Here is a 16386-nt window from a genome sequence, read left to right as displayed (position 1 = left end):
TCCTCATCCCCCAACACCGTGGGGCCCGGTCGAACTCGACTACACCTGGATGTACTTCGAACCGTTCTCCGCGCTGTGCTCGACCGCCGACAGAACCCGCTGTACCCGCAGCCCGTCGGCGAAACTCGGCTCCGGTGCCGTGCCCGCCGCGAGGGCGGTGAGCAGGTCCGCGAGCTCGTGGGTGAAGGTGTGCTCGTAGCCGAGCACGTGACCCGGCGGCCACCAGGCCCCCAGGTACGGGTGGGTGGGCTCGGTGACGACGATGCGCCGGAACCCGCCGGTCTCGGGGTCCTCGTCGCCGTCGTGGAACCACAGTTCGTTCATCGACTCGAAGTCGAACGACAGGCTGCCCCGCGACCCGTTGATCTCCATGCGCATGGCGTTCTTGCGGCCCAGCGCGTAGCGGGTGGCCTCGAAGCTGCCCACCGCGCCGGAGTCGAAGCGCGCCGTGAAGATCGCGCAGTCGTCCACCGTCACGTCCTCGGTGCCCTCGCCGGAGGGCCGCTGGCGCACGAAGGTCTCGGTGAGCCCGGACACGCCGCTGATCCGCTGTCCGGTCACGAACTGGGTGGCGTCGATGATGTGCGCGCCGATGTCGCCGAGCGCGCCCGAACCCGCCTGCTCCTTGCGCAGCCGCCACGTCATCGGCGAGTCCGCGTCGGCCAGCCAGTCCTGCAGGTAGACGGCACGCACGTGCCGCAGCTCCCCCAGCCGCCCCTCGGCGACCAGCTTCCGGGCGAACGCCAGCGCGGGCACCCTGCGGTAGTTGAACGCGACCATCGAGTACACCCCGCGCTCGCGGGCCCGCTCTGCGGCCTCCACCATGCGCTGCGCCTCGTCGACCGTGTTGGCCAGCGGCTTCTCGCACAGCACGTGCTTGCCCGCCTCCAGCGCCGCGATGGCGATCTCGGCGTGGGTGTCGCCCGGTGTGCAGATGTCCACGAGGTCGATGTCGTCGCGCTCGAGGACCGCACGCCAGTCGGTCGAGGCCGACTCCCAGCCCATGCGGTCGGCCGCCTGCGCCGCGCGGTCCGCGTCGCGGCCCGTCAGCACGGCCATTCTGGGGGTGACCGGCACGTCGAAGAACCGGGCGACGCTGCGCCACGCCTGCGAGTGCACCGCCCCCATGAAGGCGTGCCCGACCATGGCGACCCCGAGCTCTTCCCGCCCGCCGCCGTTACCGGATGCCTGTTGTGTCACGAGTCGAACCCAACGTCGAGATAGGAGTCCACATTGTCCTTGGTGACCACCGCGGAGTAGGTCGTGACCTCGGCGGGGATCTCGTGCTCGGCGAGGTCGGACATGCCCTTGCTCTGGCCGAGCAGCCTGGCCAGCGAGATCGCCGAGGCCGCCATCGACGGGCTGTACAGCACCGTGGCCTTCACCGGGCCGGAGTCGGCCTTGATGAGGTCCATCATGTTGCGCGAGCCCGCGCCGCCGACCATGAAGAAGTCGTCGCGGCCCGCCGCGTCGATGGCCGCGACCACGCCGATGCCCTGGTCGTCGTCGTGGTTCCACAGCGCGTCCAGGTCCTGCGCGCTCTGCAGCAGGTTGGCGGTCTGCTCCTGCCCGGTCTCGGGGGTGAACTCCGCGGCGACCCGGTGCGTGACCTCGAAGCCGTGGGTCGCCAGCGCGTCGGCGAAGCCCTGGCTGCGGTCCTGGGTCAGCGGCAGGCTGTCCAGACCGGCGACCTCGCCGATCACCGGGTTGCTCACGTTCTCGCTCTTGAGCCGCTCGGCGATGTAGTTGCCCGCGTTGACGCCCATCCGGTAGTTGTCGCCGCCGATCCAGGTGCGGTAGGCCAGCGGCGTGTCGAACACCCGGTCCACGTTGATGACCGGGATTCCGGCGTCCATCGCCTGCCTGCCCACCCGGGTGAGCGCCTTGCCGTCGAACGGCAGGATCACGAGCGCGTCGACACCCTGGCTGATCAGCGACTCGACCTGGGCGACCTGCCGGTTGACGTCGTTGGTGCCCTCGGTGGCCTCCAGCGTGACGTCGGAGTACTGCCCGGCCGCCTCCCGCGCGTTGATGGTCATCGCGGCCATCCAGCCGTGGTCGGCCGCGGGCGCGGAGAAGCCGATGGTGACGGGATCACCCGGTTCGGCGTTGGAACCCTGCGCACCCACCTGGGGTTGCTGGTTGCCGTCCGAGGGCTGCTCGTTGGACGTGCAGCCCACGAGCACGGCTCCGGCGCCGACTCCCGCGGCGGAGAGCAGGAAACCGCGTCGCCCTAGGTTGGTTCTTCTCATGGCTTACTCCCAGTGGGTTCGGTTGCCGGGTCGGGGGAGAGCTTCTTGGGGTCCGCCGATGGCGGTGACTTGCCCTTGCGCGTCCGAGCGGTGTGCTGGAGCAGCACGGCCAAGACGATGATCACGCCCTTGGCGATGTTCTGGATGTCGGTGTCGAGGTTGTTCTGGGTGAAGATGCTGTTGAGCACCGTGAAGATCAGCACGCCGATGAGGGTGCCGATGAGGCTTCCGCGCCCACCGGAGAGCAGGGTGCCGCCGATGACGACGGCGGCGATGGCGTCAAGTTCCCAGAGCATCCCGTTCGTCGAGGCGCCGGAGGTCGTGCGGGACACGACCATGATGGCCCCGATCCCGCAGGTGAGCCCGCTGATGCCGTACACCAGCGCGGTGTGCCACTTGACGTTGATGCCGGAGAGCCGGGCGGCCTCCGCGTTGCCACCGATGGCGTAGGTCCGCCTGCCGAAGGTGGTGCGGTTGAGCACCACCCAGCCCGCCGCGAACACCAGCGCGAGGATCCAGACCAGCACCGGGATGCCGAGCACGTCGGAGTTGAAGAACTCGGTGAACCCCGGCTCGGTCACCACCTGGGTCTGCCGCCCGCTGATGCGCTCGGCCAGACCCCGGGCCGTGACCATCATGGCGAGCGTCATGATGAACGGCACGACCTTGCCGTAGGAGATCAGCAGGCCGTTCACCATGCCGGCGCCGAGCCCGACCGCCAGCGCGCACAGCACCATGACCACCGGGCCGAACGACTGCGTCGCGACCGTCGTCATCCACACGCTGGCCAGGGCCGCGATCGAACCCACGGACAGGTCGATACCACCGGCGATGATGACGAACGTCATCCCCACGCTGACCACACCGATGGCCGCGGAGAGCCGCAGCATGATCGAGATGTTGTCCTGCGAGAGGAACGTGTCCGGGTTCGTGGCGAACCCGATGGCCAGCAGCAGCACCAGCACCCCGGCCAGCCCCAGCAGCCGCACGTCGACGGGTTTCCTGCGCCGCGTGCCCGCACTCTGGGGCTCCACCGGCGGTCGGTCGAGCGTCTCGGTCACGCCGCGCTCCCTTCCATGACCATGTCGAGAATGTCTGCTTCTGTCAGTTCGCCGGAGGGCCGCTCGGTCAGCACCTCGCCGTCCCGCACCACGAGCACCCGGTCGGCCAGCCCCAGGACCTCGGGGATCTCACTGGAGACCAGCACCACCGCCACGCCCGACGCGGCGAGTTCGTGGATCAGCCGGTACAGCCCGGCCCTGGCCCCCACGTCCACCCCGCGCGTGGGTTCGTCGAGCAGCAGCACGCGGCAGCCGTGCACGAGCCAGCGCGCCACGACCGCCTTCTGCTGGTTGCCGCCGGACAGCGTGCGCACCTCCCGGTGCGGGTCGGCAGGCCGCAGGTCGAGCCGCTCCAATGTGGATCGCGCGTCGCGGTGCTCGCGGTCGCGTTGCGAGAACCCGGCGGTGCTGTACTCGCCGAGGCTGGCGAGCGTGACGTTGTGCGTCACGGACATGTCCAGCAGCAACGCCTGGCTCTTGCGCTCCTCCGGCGCGAGGCCGACACCGGCGTTCACCGCGGAGGCGACGCTGCCGGGCCGCACCGGCCTGCCGTTCACCGCGACGGTGCCGCTGTCGGGTGTGCGCGCGCCGAAGACCGTTTCCAGGATCTCGCTGCGCCCCGCGCCGACCAGCCCCGCCAGTCCGACGATCTCACCGGCGCGGACGCTGAAGGAGACGTCGCGGAACTCGCCTGCCCTGCTGAGGTCCCGCACGTCGAGCAGGACCTCGCCCGGCTCCACCTGCGCCTGCCCCGCCTCGCGGAACGCGGTCTGCACCGCGCGACCCGCCATGAGGTCGACCAGCTCCGACGTCGAGTTCTCCCGCGCGCCGAGGTTGGCGGCCACCGTGCGGCCGTCCTTGATGACGGTGACCCGGTCACCGATCCGGCGGATCTCGTCCAGCCGGTGCGAGATGTAGACGACGGCGACGCCCTGTTCGGTCAGCTCGCCGACGACGCGGAAGAGGTTGTCCACCTCGTCCGCGGCCAGCGCGGCCGTGGGCTCGTCGGCGATGATCAGCTTGGCGTCGTGCGCCAGCGCCCTCGCCATCGAGACCAGCTGCTGGCCCGCGGCCGACAGGGCGCCGACCTCGTCGTCGGGCGAGATCTCGGCGTGTCCCAACCGGTCGAGCAGCGCGGCGGTCTGGGCCCGCGCGGCCGAGGGCCGCGTGAAGCCGTACCGCGCGTGCTCGTGGCCCAGGAAGACGTTCTCCGCGACCGACAGCCCGGGAATGAGGTCCAGTTCCTGGTACATCGTCGCGATACCGCGCCGCAACGCGGCCACCGGCGACGACAGGCTGATCACCTCCCCCTGCCAGGTGATCTCACCCGCGTCCGGCTGGTGCGCGCCGGCAAGCGTCTTGATGAGCGTCGACTTCCCCGCGCCGTTCTGACCGAGCAGGCAGTGCACCTCACCGGCCCTGACGTCCAGGTCGACACCGTCGAGCGCCCGGACTCCGGGAAAGAGCTTCACGATGCCACGCATCGTGAGCAGGGGCGTCTCGCTCGCTTCGTCGCTTGCCGCGTGCAGACTTAAATCCACATCAGCCCCACTTTCTTCTCTGGCATGCAAAAGTAGGGCGACGACGGTCACGCGTCAAGGAGAAGTTTCGACCTCGTCAACTTCTACGCCACTCCGACAGGGCGTGACCACCCTGTCACCAGGTGAATGTCATATGGCGGAACGACGGCCACAACTCGGACCACGGCGCGGTACGGCCCTCGCACACCCAGATGGGTTCGCCCTGGTTGCCGTTGTTGACCTCGTGACCGTTGTCCACGGTCCCGACGCGCTTCACCTGATCGAAGTAGGGTTCGAGCTCGTCGCGGGAACCCCCCACGAACAGCGTCAGCCGCGCGCTCTCGGGCGGCACACCGAAGTACCAGTAACCCCGGCTGCCGCTGTGGGCCTCCGGCAGGTCCGGCTCGAACTTGTCGAGGGCCGCCGCCTGCCAGTACGTCTCCGTGACGATCGTGGCGTTCTTCCGGCGGTCCTCCGGCAGCGCGTTATACACCGACGCCACGCTGGCGGCCACCTCGGGCCAGCCGAACTCCTCCAGCTCCATGTTCATCGGGTCGTACGGCTGCCCCGCGTAGGCCGAGATCGGCTTCACCGGCAGCCAGCTGATCGCCACGAGCGCCGACACGGCGTACGCGAGCACCACCACGGGCCGCCAGCGCGCCGTCAACAACCGGTCGAGCTCCACGGCCGAGGCCGCGAAGCACAGCGCGAACAGCCCGCCCACGTAGTAGGGGCGCCCCGAGCTGAGCCAGAACACCGCGGTCACACCCAGCACGGTCAACCCGAGGAACCGGTAGTCCCGCAGCCGCGGCGAGCGCAGCAACCACCACACCCCGAGGACGAACAACACGGCACCCACGCCGTAGCCGGCCTGCTCCAGCGCCATCGGCAGGAACGTCACCCGCCCGCCCGCGTAGGACACCTCACTGGCGACGATGCGGTTCATCTCCAGCTGCGGCCAGCCGTTGGCCGCCTGCCACACCAGGGTGGGCACGCACGCGGCGACCGCCAGCGCACCGCCGAGCCACAGGGCGGGCCGCCGCACGAGTTCCCTCGGCCCCAGCAGGAGCGACGCCACGACCGCGATCGCCCAGAACACCGGGATCAGGAACTTCACCTGGAGGTCGAGCGCGGTCACGACCGCCGCGGCCAGCAGCAGGCGGTCGTCCCGGGTGCGGACCCACCGCACCACCAGCCACACGACCACCGTCCACAGAAAAGCGTCCACCATGTGCGTGGCGAGGATGTGACCCGCTCCCGCCAACAGGAACGGCGAACAGGCGTACGCACCGGCCGCCATGGCCTGTGCCCTGGCCCCACCACCGAGTTCCCGCGCCGTCAGGCCCGCGACCACGACGCCAAGGCCGGTGAACAACACGGCGGGCAACCGGAACCCGACCACCGAGTTCGGGAAGAGGCTGTCCATCAACAGCGCCAGCAACGGCAGCAGCGGCGGCTGGTCGGCATAGCCCCAGTCCAGGTGTCGCCCTGCGGCGATGAAGTACAACTCGTCGCCGTGATAGCCGTAGCGATGGCCGAACGCCAACAGCACCACCATCGCGGCACCGGCGATCAGCCACACCGGAAGCCGGGCGAACTGCGGGACGGCCATAGCTGCAAACCTTAGGCGACCGGCCGAGGTGGATCACCAGCGATCCACACCAGTTCTCCGCTACGCCGTTCGGACGGCCGGACTGCTCCCTGCGCGTGTGCGACCCTGTCGTGGTGGCTCGGATTCGTGACGTGGTCGTCGACTGCAGGCACCCGGCATCGCTGGCGCGGTTCTGGGCCGCGGTACTGGACGGCTACGACGTCGCACCCTACGACGACACGGAACTGGAACGCCTCCGCGGCATCGGCGTCGACGGCCCGGAGGACGACCCGTCGGTGCTCGTGGAACCACCCGACGGCGGCGGACCCCGGATGTTCTTCAACGCGGTGCCGGAGCACAAGATCGTCAAGAACCGGTTGCATCTCGATCTCGACGCCGACGACGTCGCCGGAGAACTCACCCGACTTCTCGGCCTCGGCGCCACCGTCATCGCGGACGGCGAGGACATGGTGCTCGCGGACCCCGAGGGCAACGAGTTCTGCCTGCTGGCTCGATGACGGCAGGGGCTTCGGCCACCCCGCTACTGGCGCTCGGCGCGATACGCTGTCCCGCTGCCCCGGGAAGGAGTGCGCCACGATGCCCGAGTCGTACGACGACCCCACGCTCGCCGCGAAGCTCGTCCACGGGCCTCGCCCCACCACGGTCACGACCGTGGATTACGACCCCGCCTGGCCGGTGCGCTTCGAGCACCGTGCCGCCGAGCTTCGCGACGTGCTCGGCGAGCGTGCCCGGCTGATCGAGCACATCGGCTCGACGTCGGTGCCCGGCCTGGCCGCCAAGCCGATCGTGGACATCGTCGTGGGTATCGACGACCCCGACGACGAGCAGGCGTACCTGCCCGACCTCGACGCGGCGGGCTACGAACTCCGCGTGCGCGAGCCAGCGCACCGCGCCCTGCGCGGTGGCACGGACAGCGAGCCGGTCAACCTGCACTGCTACCCACCCGGCCACGTGGAGGTGCGCAAGTACCTCGCGTTCCGCGACCGGCTGCGGGCGAACGAGGCCGACCGCGACGCCTACGCCGCGCTCAAGCGGCAGCTCGCGACGAGGGAGTGGCCGGACATCAACTACTACGCGGAGGCCAAACGGCCACTCATCGACGAGATCCTCGCCCGAGCGGGCTGGCGGGGGTAGTCCGGCTCCGCAATGATCAGTTCGGCTGCGGCGGTGTCGGGTCGTCGATGTCGATGGTGCTGCCCGTGCCCCGCAACACGACTTCTGACGAGAAGTAGCCCTCGCCCATCAGTCGCCCCGTGGTGCCCTTGATCTGGACGACCTCCTGGCCGCGCATGAACACCAGGATGTTGCCCTCGGTGTCGAAACCGTACTTCGATTCCGGTAGCGGCGCGCCGACCGCACGCTCGACCCACTCCTCGGTGTGCGGGCCGAGAATGATGTGGATCGTGGTCCAGTCCCCTGGCACCAGGTCCTTCAGCGGCGCACTCTCCGCACCACTGCGCAACTCGCGTACTCGCTCGGCGAACTCCCCGTCGTACTCCATCAACCCGCCTTCTTCGCCCGAGCCACACCCGATGAGCGTGGCAAGGAAAGCGAACACCAACGCAACGGCGCGCGGGACAGTTTTCATATCAGTAGCGTTCCGGCTGAGGGCTCGTCCGGTGCTGCGTGATCTTCGCGCTCTGGGTTGTCGGTTGGCACCGGCATGAAACGGCCCGCTGCGACCCCGGGGACCAGGTCGCAGCGGGATTCGTCCTCACATATTGATCATGTGGCCCGCGAGGCCGTGCACGGCTTCCTTCACGGCCTCGCCGAGGGTGGGGTGGGCGTGCACGTTGCGGGCGAGTTCGTGCACCGTGAGGTCCCACTGCTGGGCCAGCGTCAGCTCGGGCAGCAGTTCCGTGACGTCCGGGCCGATGAGGTGCCCGCCCAGCAGCTCGCCGTACTTGGCGTCGCTGACGAGCTTGACGAAGCCCACCGGGTCGGCCAGACCGTGTGCCTTGCCGTTGGCCGTGAACGGGAACTTCGACACCTGCACGTCGTGGCCCTCGGCCCTGGCCTGCTCCTCCGTGAGCCCGAAGCTCGCGACCTGCGGCTGGCAGTACGTCGCCCTCGGGATCATGCGGTAGTCCAGTTCCATGGTCTCCGCGTCGGCGATCGTCTCGGCCGCCACCATCGCCATCGACTCCGCCGCGTGGGCCAGCATCAGCTTGGCCGTCACGTCACCGATGGCGAAGATGTTCGGCACGCTCGTGCGGCAGCGACCGTCCACATCGATCGCTCCACGCTCGGTGAGTGCCACGCCGGTGTTCTCCAGGCCGTAACCCTCCACATTGGGCGCGAATCCCATGGCCTGCAGGACCTTGTCGGCTTCGAGGACCTGCTTCTCGCCGTCCTTCGACACCGTGACGCGGACCGACTCGTCCGACTCGTCGATGGACTCGACGCGCGTCGAGGTCAGCACCTCGATGCCCAGCCTGCGGTAGCGGCGCGCCAGCTCGGCCGAGACCTCCTCGTCCTCGGCAGGAACCATCCGGTCGAGGAACTCGACGATGGTGACCTTGACGCCGTAGTTGTGCAGGACGTAGGCGAACTCGACGCCGATCGCGCCCGCACCGCAGATGACGATGCTCTCGGGCAGCTCCGAGGTCAGGATCTGCTCCTCGTAGGTGACCACCCGGTCACTCACGGACGTGCCCGGCAGCAGCTTGGGCGAGGCGCCCGAGGCGATGATGCAGTGGTCGAACGTGACCGTCTCCACGCCGTCGGCGGTGGTCACCTCGATGGACTTGTCGCTGGTGAAGCTGCCGCGCCCGGTGAACTGGGTGATCGCGTTCTTCTTCATCAGGTAGTGGATGCCCTTGACGCGGCCGTCGGCGACCTTGCGGCTGCGCTGGTGGGCGGCCCCGTAGTCGAACGTGACCTCGCCGTCGACCCGGATGCCGAACGTGCGCGCCTCGTGGGTGAACAGGTGCGCGAGTTCGGCGTTGCGCAGCAGCGCCTTCGACGGGATGCATCCGACGTTGAGGCACACCCCGCCCCAGTAGCGTTCCTCGATGACGGCGGTGTCGTAGCCCAGCTGGGCCGCGCGGACCGCGGCGGTGTAACCGCCGGGGCCCGCACCCAGCACCACAACGTCGAAGTGTTCGCTCATGGCCGCGATTATGCCCCCTCCGCCACCGTGGGCGGGTCCTGGCCACGGGCGTGCGACAGCAGCTCCGTGATCGCCGCCATGATCCGTTCGGTCGCCTCCCGCAGCTGGCTCGCGCTCGGCCGCCCGCCCACCAGGTCGGACAGGTCCACGGGCGGTCCCGCGACGAGGTGCAGGGTCGGGCGGGGGCGCACTCTCGGCAGCCTGCTGCCCACGGGCAGCAGTTCCTGTGTTCCCCAGCACGCCAGCGGCACGACGGGGACTCCGGTGGTCAGCGCCATCCTGGCGAGGCCGGTCTTGCCCCTGTCGGGCCACTGGCCGGGCCGCTCGGTGAAGCCGCCCTCGGGAAACACCACCACGCACTCCCCCGCCCGCGCGGCGGCCACGCCGTCCCGGAAGGCGTCCAGTGCGCTGGCCCTGCCCCGGTGGACGGCGATGTGCCCGCCGGAGCGCATCACGCGCCGGACGACCGGCGTCTCCCACAGTTCGGCCTTCGCGAAGAACCGGGGCACCCGCCCCGCGACCAGTGTGAACAACGTCACCGCGATCGGGTCGGCGAAGGACAGGTGGTTGCTCGCCACGAGCACACCGCCCTGCCGGGGCAGGTGCTCACGCCCCGAGATCCGCCACCGCGTCGCGGCGGCGAGCAGCGGGGCGATCACCTCGATGGCGAGGCCGAACCAGGCACCACGGCCGCGCCGGGGAAAGCGGCGGATGAGCCTGAGCGGGTGCGGCGGGCGGCGCGGGACGCCTGGGTGACCCACGGCACTCAGCTCAGCCGCTCCAGCACCACGACGGGAATCTCCCGCTCGGTCTTGCGCTGGTAGTCGTCGTAGTCCGGCCACTCGTGAACCATCGTGGCCCACAAGGCGCTGCGCTCCTCGCCGGTGGCCGTGCGGGCGCGGGCCGGGAACCGGTCGGCCTTGACCTGCACGCGGACCTCGGGCTGGGCCACGAGATTCTTGTACCAGTCGGGGTGCTCCGGAGCGCCGCCCTTGGAGGCGACGACGACGTAGTGGCCGCCGTGCTCGCCGAAGATCAGAGCGGACTTGCGCGGCTCGCCCGACTTCCGCCCCGTGGTGGTCAGAACGAGGATTTTCGAGCCCTTCAACCACTCGTAACCGACCTCGCCGTCGGTCTCCTCATAGCGCTTGACGTGGTCGTCACCAAACAGCAACGCTGCCTCCTTCTCGTCGTGTCACCCGGACTCAGGTGGATTCAGGTGGTTCAGCCCCGGACCGCCAGGACGTCCGCGAGCAGCGCCGGGTCCACGTTGCCCCCGGACACCACCGCCACCGTACGTCCGGGCGGCAGCTCGGCGGCGTGGAACAGGGCCGCCGCCACCGGCACGGCCCCGCTGGGCTCGGCGACCAGCCGCGCCGAGCGCGCCAGCACGGCCATCGCCTCCCGGATCTCGTCCTCGGCGACGGTCACGATGTCGTGCAGGCTCGCGCGCAGGTGCGCGAAGGTCAACTCCGAGGGCTGGGAGCGCAGGCCGTCGGCGATGGTGCGGTTGCGCAGCTCCAGCGGCCAGTCGGCGGGGGTGCCCGCCCGCAACCCCTCCCTGGCGTCGGCCGCGAGCTCGGGCTCCACTCCGATGACCTTCGTGCGGGGGCTCAGGGCCGCGATCGCCGTCGCGATGCCCGAGGCCAGTCCACCGCCGCTGACGGGCACGAGCACGACGTCGACGTGCGGGTCGTCCTCGACGATCTCCAGCCCGATGGTGCCCTGCCCCGCGATGACGTCCGGGTGGTCGAACGGCGGGATCAGCACGGCGCCCCGCTCGGCCACGATCTCGTAGGCGGCCGACTCGCGCTGTGCGGCCGACTCCACGAGCACGACCTCGGCGCCGTAGGAGCGGGTGTTCTCGATCTTCACCGCGGGCGTCGCCTCGGGCATGACGATGTGTGCGGTGATGCCCTCCTTCGCCGCCGCGTACGCGACGGCCTGGGCGTGGTTGCCGCTGGAATAGGCCACCACGCCACGCCTGCGCGCGTCGGCGTCGAGCCGCGCGAGGGCGTTGTGCGCGCCCCTGAGCTTGAAGGCCCCGATGGGCTGCAGGTTCTCCGGTTTGAGCCACAGCGGGCTGTGCTGGAACCTCTGGAACGCGCACGGCAAAAGCGGCGTCCGCACGACGGCGGGGCGGATACGGTCGGCGGCGGCGCGGATGTCAGCCAGGGTCACCAGGTCCACGCCACCGAGTATGCCTCAGTCCCGCCGGTCGGCGACCCGCGTGGCCGCCGTCGAGTCGCCCACGTCACCGGGCGGCGCGGACGCCCTCCTGCGGCCACTCGATCGCACCCACCTGGGCTGACGCCGCCCCAGCGTGCTCGCCGACGGGGGCTGGCTGCGCCGTGCCAGTTCCTCCACCCGTGCACGTACCCAAGCCATATCGGCTCCGACGCGGCGCGGTTCCGTTCCGTTCCCTGGGAACGATGCCGGCCCCCCGCGCGTCGGACTGGGGATGAGCGAGCAGAATCCCGCGTTCGACGACCCGCTGCGGCGCACGAGCGCTGCCGAGCCCGCGGCCGCGCCACGGCCGGACGACGGCGTGCGCGCGCAGGACGACTGGGGACTCGTGGAAGTGGTGCTGGACTCGCGAGGCCGGGTGCGCGAGGTGGCCATCAACGCCGACCTCGCCGACCGGACCAACCTGGCCGACCTCGCGGAGGCGATGCTCCAGGCCGCGCGGGCCGCCCAGGCGAGGGCCGACGCGCTGGCCCTGCGCCGGTGAGGCGCGGCCCTGCGCCGCGCCTCACCGGTACCCCCTAGAACCGCAGGCTCCACAGCGTGTCGAAGCTGCGGCGGGCGCTGACCAGCGGGTCCTGCGGCTGGTCGTGTTCCACCACGTACTCCTTCACCCCCGACAGCCTGCGCTGCCGGAAGATCCGGCGGAAGTCGATCGTGCCGTAACCGACGTCCTCGAACGATCCGTCCGGCGCCCGGTCCTTCACGTGGAACACCGGGAACCGGCCGGGGTACCGCGCGAAGTAGTCCACCGGGTCGTAGCCCGCGTGGATCGCCCAGTACAGATCGATCTCGAAGTTCACGTGCGCGGGGTCGGTCTCGGTGAGCAGGATGTCGTAGAGCACCTGCCCGTCGACGGTGCGGAAGTCGAAGTCGTGGTTGTGGTAGAGGAACCGCAACCCGGCCTCGCGCGCCGCCCGGCCCGCCGCCTCGAACTCCGCGGCCACCTGCCGGTAACCCTCCGGTGTCCACAACGAACTCGGCAGCGACGGCACCACCACCGAGTCCACTCCGAGCACGTGCGCGTTGTCCAGCTCGCGCTGCCAGTCACCGCGCACGGCGTCCAGCGACAGGTGCGTCAGTACCGCTCGCAGTCCCGCGCGGTCGAGCATCGCCCGGAACTCCTGCGGGGTGTGCCCGTAGCGGCCGCTGACGCCCACCGTGGCGTAGCCGATCTCGCCGAGCGCGTCGAGCGTGCCCTGCGGGTCGTGCGTCATCAGCGACCGCACCGTGTAGAGCTGGATGCCGATGTGTCCCGGCGGCACGCGGTGGGGGCCGACGGCGGGCCGGTCCGCGAGCGCGGTGCCCTGGGACAGCATGCCTCCGGCACCGGCCAGCGCCGCCGAGCCGAGCGCGAGGCGCAGGAAGTCGCGCCGGGAGTTCGCCGTGCTACTCACCTCGTCACACCCTTTCCGTTGAACTCCAGCCAGTCGAGCGCCAGCAGGTCAGGCCCGTCCGGCGACCAGTCGGGGTTCGTGAACACCAGGTAGAGGGTCATCGTGCCGTCGTGGTCGGCCAGTTCGGCCGTCCTCGGCACCACCTCGCCGTAGTCTCCGGTGGCTGCCACGTCGACCGAGCCGAGCAGCGGGCCATCGGGGGCGTCGGCACGCAGTTCGACGGTGCCCCCGATGCCACCCGAACTCGCCCCGATCGTCACCGAGTCGATGCCCATCAGGTGAACGGGTTCGTAGGCCACCCAGTCACCGTGCTCGATCTCCCCGAGCCGCTTGCCCGCCGACGCGTCGTCGCGGTTCAGCACGTCCACACCGTCGCTGTCCTCCAGGTGCTCGGCCTCCTTGTGCTTCGGTTCGAGCGTGACGTGCGCGGAACCGGTCAGCGGCGGCACGTCGCCGTTGCCCTGGTCGGTGTACTGCGCGCTGAGCGCGACGTAGAGGTTCTGGCCGGGACCGTGGCTGTCGCCGCTGTCGGTGGCCATCTCGCCGCGGCACCCGGTGACGTTGTCCATCGGGTGCAGGTGGTCGTCGTGCCCGAGCTGCGACTGCACGACCACCTCCGAGCAGTCGATGCTGCCGTCCTCCCGGTCGTTGACCCGCACCTGGAACGGGATCGTGTCACCGAAGGAGAACATCCCGCCGTCCTTCGGCAGCACCAGCTCCACGGTGGGCCGTGTGTTCCCGGCGGTGATGGTGGTCGTCGCGACCGCCGTCAGCTCCGGGTTGGCCGTGCTGGTCACCGTGAGGCGCGCCGTGTACTGGCCACCCTCGGTGTAGGTGTGGGTGGCCTCGGGTTCGGTGGAGTCGGTGGTGCCGTCGCCGTCGAAGTCCCACTCGTAGGTGACCGGCTCGCCGTCACCGCCCGCCGACCCCTCGCTGGAGAAGTCCACCGTCAACGGTGTCTTGCCCGAGTCGGCCGACGTACTGAGCGAGGCCGTGGGGAGTCGCCCGTCGGCCACGTAGTCGATCCGGTAGATCCCGGCCCCGTCGTTGCTTCCGCCCCGGCCGGTGCCGCTGCCCTCACCGAAGTCGATGACGTAGAGCGAGCCGTCAGGCCCGAAGTGCGCCTCGAACGGCTGGATCCAGTCCATGTCCTCGAACACGCCGTTGATGGAATGCAGGTCGCCGGCCTGTGCCGGGGAGAACCGCGGGTCGGTGAAGCTCTGGTCTTCCTGTTGCACCGACATCGTCTTGAACCAGCGGCGCGTCAGCTCGTAGGCGAAGAACTTCCCGTCGAAGTACTCGGGGAACTTGGTCACCCGCTCGTTGTCCGGGTCGAAGTCGTAGACCGGCCCGCCCATCGGGCCGCCACCACCGGTGCCGAGTTCGGGGAACTCCGCCGAGGCCGAGTACGGGTACCACACCCAGGCAGGCTGCGCGGGCGGCAGCTCGGTGAGCCCGCTGTTGTTGGGCGAGTCGTTGACCGGCGCCCCGCAGTCGAACTTCTCCCCGGACTCGCCGGTGGCGAAGTCGTAGTCCGAGAACGGAGTGTTGTCGCCGACGCAGTAGGGCCAGCCGTGGTTACCCGCCTCGGTGATCCGCAGGAACTCGACCGTGCCCTCGGGTCCCCGATCGGGGACGGGCTGCCGCGCGTCCGGCCCGTAGTCGCCCACGAACAGGGCGTTGGAGCCGGGATCGACGGCGATACGGAAGGGATTACGCAGCCCCATCACGTAGATCTCCGGGCGGGTCAGCTCCGTGCCCGGCTCGAAGAGGTTGCCCTCCGGCACGGTGTACGTGCCGTCGTCCCGCGGCGTGATGCGCAGGATCTTGCCCCGCAGGTCGTTGGTGTCGGCGGCGGTGCCCTGGGCATCCCACGCCCGGCGCCCCTCCCGCTCGTCGATCGGGGAGAAGCCGTCCGAGTCGAACGGGTCGGTGTTGTCGCCGGTCGCGACCAGCAGGTTGCCCTCCGCGTCGAAGGTGATCGACCCGGCCATGTGGGAGTTCGCCCTGCCCTCGCCCCGGAACGTCGGGATCTCCATCAGGCGGGCCTCGGTGGCCCGGTCCACCGTGTCGTCGTCGGCGACCGTGAACCGCGAGAGGTTGAGCCTCGGCTCCTCGGGGTCGGAGTACAACAGGTACAGGTGGCTGTTCTCGGCGAAGTCCGGGTCGAGCGTCAGCCCGAGCAGACCGTCGGACTGGCTGGTCATCTCGGGGGTGTAGTTGAAGTCGAGTGCCGTGGTGACCTCACGCGAGGTCTGGTCGATCACCTTGAGCGCGCCCGTGCGCTGGATGTAGAAGACCCGGCGGTCCGGTGCCACAGCCAGCTCGAACGGATCGGCCAGTCCCTCGTCCACCAACGCGACGCGCTGGAAGTTGCCCGTCTGCGTGGCCGAGCAGTCGCCCTCCTGGGCTCCGGCGGCCCACTCGATGCCTCCCCTCAGGTGCGACAGGAACAGCTCGTCGGAGAACTTCTCCGCCGCGTGGCCGCCCGCGGTGAACCACGACCGCCCGCCGTCGTAGTTGTGGCACCACGAGTACGGGTGGTCCACCCCCTCGTCGAGGCCCTCGACACCGTCGCGCACCTTGATCTGCGCGAGCGTGTGGACGTCGCCCGTGGGGTTGGCCCGCCAGTTGTACCACTCCTCGTGCTGCTCCCACAGCTGCGGTAGGTCGCGTGTGGACGGATGCACCTGGTCGAGGACCTTCACCCGGCCCACCTGCGGCGCGGGATGATAGTCGAAGATCGCGCCGACCAGGCCCTCGTACCACTCCCAGTCGCGCTCGCTGGCGGAGGCCGCGTGCAGCCCGACCCAGCCGCCGCCCCCCTGCACGTAGCGCTGGAGCGCGGCGCGCTGGTCCGCGTCGAGCAGGTCGCCCGACTCGGGGGTCGAGTTGGTGTTGTTGAAGACGAGCGTGTCGAAGCGTGCCAGGTTGTCGTCGGTGAACGCCGAGGCGTCGTCGGTGGCCTCGACGTCGAAGCCGTGTTCGGCACCCATGCGCTCGATGGCCTCGATCCCGGCCGGGATCGAGTCGTGGTGGAAATTGGTGACCTTGGAAAAGACCAGGACGCTGAATCGTGGCTGGGCCCCCGCGGGAAGCGCTGCCGCGACACTGACCGCCATCAGTGTCGCGAGCAGCGCCCCCAGAGCGCGCGCACGTCGACGACCGGACATAAGCGAATTCCTCTC

16 protein-coding genes are annotated in these 16386 nt (G+C 70.0%); 3 read left to right on the top strand and 13 right to left on the bottom strand.

Features of this window, described 5'->3' with window-relative positions:
* Positions 1 to 39: 39 nt before the first annotated feature.
* The 5 genes from FFT09_RS17450 to FFT09_RS17430 form a co-directional block, all read right to left on the bottom strand.
* Entirely contained in the window at positions 40 to 1146 is a 1107-nt protein-coding gene (locus FFT09_RS17450; protein WP_138383566.1) for a Gfo/Idh/MocA family protein, read from the bottom strand.
* 50 nt (positions 1147 to 1196) lie between these two features.
* Positions 1197 to 2252 carry a substrate-binding domain-containing protein gene (locus tag FFT09_RS17445; RefSeq protein WP_081194772.1) on the bottom strand — a complete coding sequence of 352 codons (1056 nt, stop codon included), beginning with the start codon at positions 2250 to 2252 and terminating at the stop codon, positions 1197 to 1199.
* A complete protein-coding gene (locus FFT09_RS17440; RefSeq protein WP_138383352.1) occupies positions 2249 to 3313 on the bottom strand; it encodes an ABC transporter permease in 1065 nt (354 codons plus the stop codon). The genes FFT09_RS17445 and FFT09_RS17440 overlap by 4 nt, the downstream gene beginning before the upstream one ends.
* Positions 3310 to 4797 (bottom strand): sugar ABC transporter ATP-binding protein, encoded by a 1488-nt coding sequence (locus FFT09_RS17435; protein WP_138383351.1) that lies wholly within the window; start codon positions 4795 to 4797, stop codon positions 3310 to 3312. The genes FFT09_RS17440 and FFT09_RS17435 overlap by 4 nt, the downstream gene beginning before the upstream one ends.
* Positions 4798 to 4969: 172 nt before the next feature.
* Positions 4970 to 6445: a glycosyltransferase family 39 protein gene (locus tag FFT09_RS17430; protein ID WP_138383350.1), complete on the bottom strand. Its 1476-nt coding sequence runs from the start codon at positions 6443 to 6445 to the stop codon at positions 4970 to 4972.
* Between the two features lie 113 nt (positions 6446 to 6558).
* Between FFT09_RS17430 and FFT09_RS17425 the strand changes: the two genes are divergently transcribed.
* Both FFT09_RS17425 and FFT09_RS17420 read left to right on the top strand, forming a co-directional pair.
* A complete protein-coding gene (locus tag FFT09_RS17425; protein WP_138383349.1) occupies positions 6559 to 6942 on the top strand; it encodes a VOC family protein in 384 nt (127 codons plus the stop codon).
* Between the two features lie 79 nt (positions 6943 to 7021).
* Positions 7022 to 7579, top strand: coding sequence for a GrpB family protein (locus tag FFT09_RS17420; RefSeq protein WP_138383348.1), 558 nt, complete (start codon positions 7022 to 7024; stop codon positions 7577 to 7579).
* 16 nt (positions 7580 to 7595) lie between these two features.
* Here the strand turns inward: FFT09_RS17420 and FFT09_RS17415 are convergent, their stop codons facing one another.
* From FFT09_RS17415 to FFT09_RS17390, 6 genes are all read right to left on the bottom strand, one after another.
* Entirely contained in the window at positions 7596 to 7946 is a 351-nt protein-coding gene (locus tag FFT09_RS17415; RefSeq protein WP_244231401.1) for a hypothetical protein, read from the bottom strand.
* 213 nt (positions 7947 to 8159) lie between these two features.
* Entirely contained in the window at positions 8160 to 9557 is a 1398-nt protein-coding gene (gene lpdA / locus FFT09_RS17410) for a dihydrolipoyl dehydrogenase (protein ID WP_081194760.1), read from the bottom strand.
* Positions 9558 to 9565: 8 nt separating this feature from the next.
* Positions 9566 to 10327 (bottom strand): lysophospholipid acyltransferase family protein, encoded by a 762-nt coding sequence (locus tag FFT09_RS17405; protein ID WP_208544463.1) that lies wholly within the window; start codon positions 10325 to 10327, stop codon positions 9566 to 9568.
* A complete protein-coding gene (locus FFT09_RS17400; RefSeq protein ID WP_138383346.1) occupies positions 10324 to 10731 on the bottom strand; it encodes a nitroreductase family deazaflavin-dependent oxidoreductase in 408 nt (135 codons plus the stop codon). The genes FFT09_RS17405 and FFT09_RS17400 overlap by 4 nt, the downstream gene beginning before the upstream one ends.
* 50 nt (positions 10732 to 10781) lie before the next feature.
* The gene (locus tag FFT09_RS17395) at positions 10782 to 11747 is read right to left on the bottom strand and encodes a threonine ammonia-lyase (RefSeq protein WP_024876052.1); all 966 of its coding nucleotides are present in this window, start codon (positions 11745 to 11747) and stop codon (positions 10782 to 10784) included.
* Between the two features lie 15 nt (positions 11748 to 11762).
* Positions 11763 to 11945: a hypothetical protein gene (locus FFT09_RS17390; protein WP_138383345.1), complete on the bottom strand. Its 183-nt coding sequence runs from the start codon at positions 11943 to 11945 to the stop codon at positions 11763 to 11765.
* Positions 11946 to 12018: 73 nt separating this feature from the next.
* Between FFT09_RS17390 and FFT09_RS17385 the strand changes: the two genes are divergently transcribed.
* On the top strand, positions 12019 to 12288 hold the full coding sequence (locus FFT09_RS17385; protein ID WP_081194754.1) for a YbaB/EbfC family nucleoid-associated protein: 270 nt from the start codon (positions 12019 to 12021) through the stop codon (positions 12286 to 12288).
* A gap of 34 nt (positions 12289 to 12322) precedes the next feature.
* Here FFT09_RS17385 and FFT09_RS17380 read toward each other — a convergent pair whose 3' ends face one another.
* Entirely contained in the window at positions 12323 to 13198 is an 876-nt protein-coding gene (locus tag FFT09_RS17380) for a sugar phosphate isomerase/epimerase family protein (protein ID WP_208544448.1), read from the bottom strand.
* Entirely contained in the window at positions 13195 to 16371 is a 3177-nt protein-coding gene (locus FFT09_RS17375; protein WP_138383344.1) for a ThuA domain-containing protein, read from the bottom strand. Before FFT09_RS17375 ends, FFT09_RS17380 begins: the two co-directional genes overlap by 4 nt.
* Between the last annotated feature and the right edge of the window lie 15 nt (positions 16372 to 16386).

Origin of the sequence: Saccharomonospora piscinae (assembly GCF_005862235.1) — a bacterium.
Classification (GTDB): domain Bacteria; phylum Actinomycetota; class Actinomycetes; order Mycobacteriales; family Pseudonocardiaceae; genus Saccharomonospora; species Saccharomonospora piscinae.
This window is presented reverse-complemented; position numbering and strand designations above follow the sequence as displayed.

What these genes read in the sequence shown, in the direction of transcription:
- FFT09_RS17450 (WP_138383566.1), bottom strand. Translation starts at nt 1,146, where the DNA reads ATGGTCGGGCACGCCTTCATGGGGGCGGTGCACTCGCAGGCGTGGCGC.
- FFT09_RS17445 (WP_081194772.1), bottom strand. Translation starts at nt 2,252, where the DNA reads ATGAGAAGAACCAACCTAGGGCGACGCGGTTTCCTGCTCTCCGCCGCG.
- FFT09_RS17435 (WP_138383351.1), bottom strand. Translation starts at nt 4,797, where the DNA reads ATGCGTGGCATCGTGAAGCTCTTTCCCGGAGTCCGGGCGCTCGACGGT.
- FFT09_RS17430 (WP_138383350.1), bottom strand. Translation starts at nt 6,445, where the DNA reads ATGGCCGTCCCGCAGTTCGCCCGGCTTCCGGTGTGGCTGATCGCCGGT.
- FFT09_RS17420 (WP_138383348.1), top strand. Translation starts at nt 7,022, where the DNA reads ATGCCCGAGTCGTACGACGACCCCACGCTCGCCGCGAAGCTCGTCCAC.
- FFT09_RS17415 (WP_244231401.1), bottom strand. Translation starts at nt 7,946, where the DNA reads ATGGAGTACGACGGGGAGTTCGCCGAGCGAGTACGCGAGTTGCGCAGT.
- lpdA (WP_081194760.1), bottom strand. Translation starts at nt 9,557, where the DNA reads ATGAGCGAACACTTCGACGTTGTGGTGCTGGGTGCGGGCCCCGGCGGT.
- FFT09_RS17390 (WP_138383345.1), bottom strand. Translation starts at nt 11,945, where the DNA reads ATGGCTTGGGTACGTGCACGGGTGGAGGAACTGGCACGGCGCAGCCAG.
- FFT09_RS17385 (WP_081194754.1), top strand. Translation starts at nt 12,019, where the DNA reads ATGAGCGAGCAGAATCCCGCGTTCGACGACCCGCTGCGGCGCACGAGC.
- FFT09_RS17375 (WP_138383344.1), bottom strand. Translation starts at nt 16,371, where the DNA reads ATGTCCGGTCGTCGACGTGCGCGCGCTCTGGGGGCGCTGCTCGCGACA.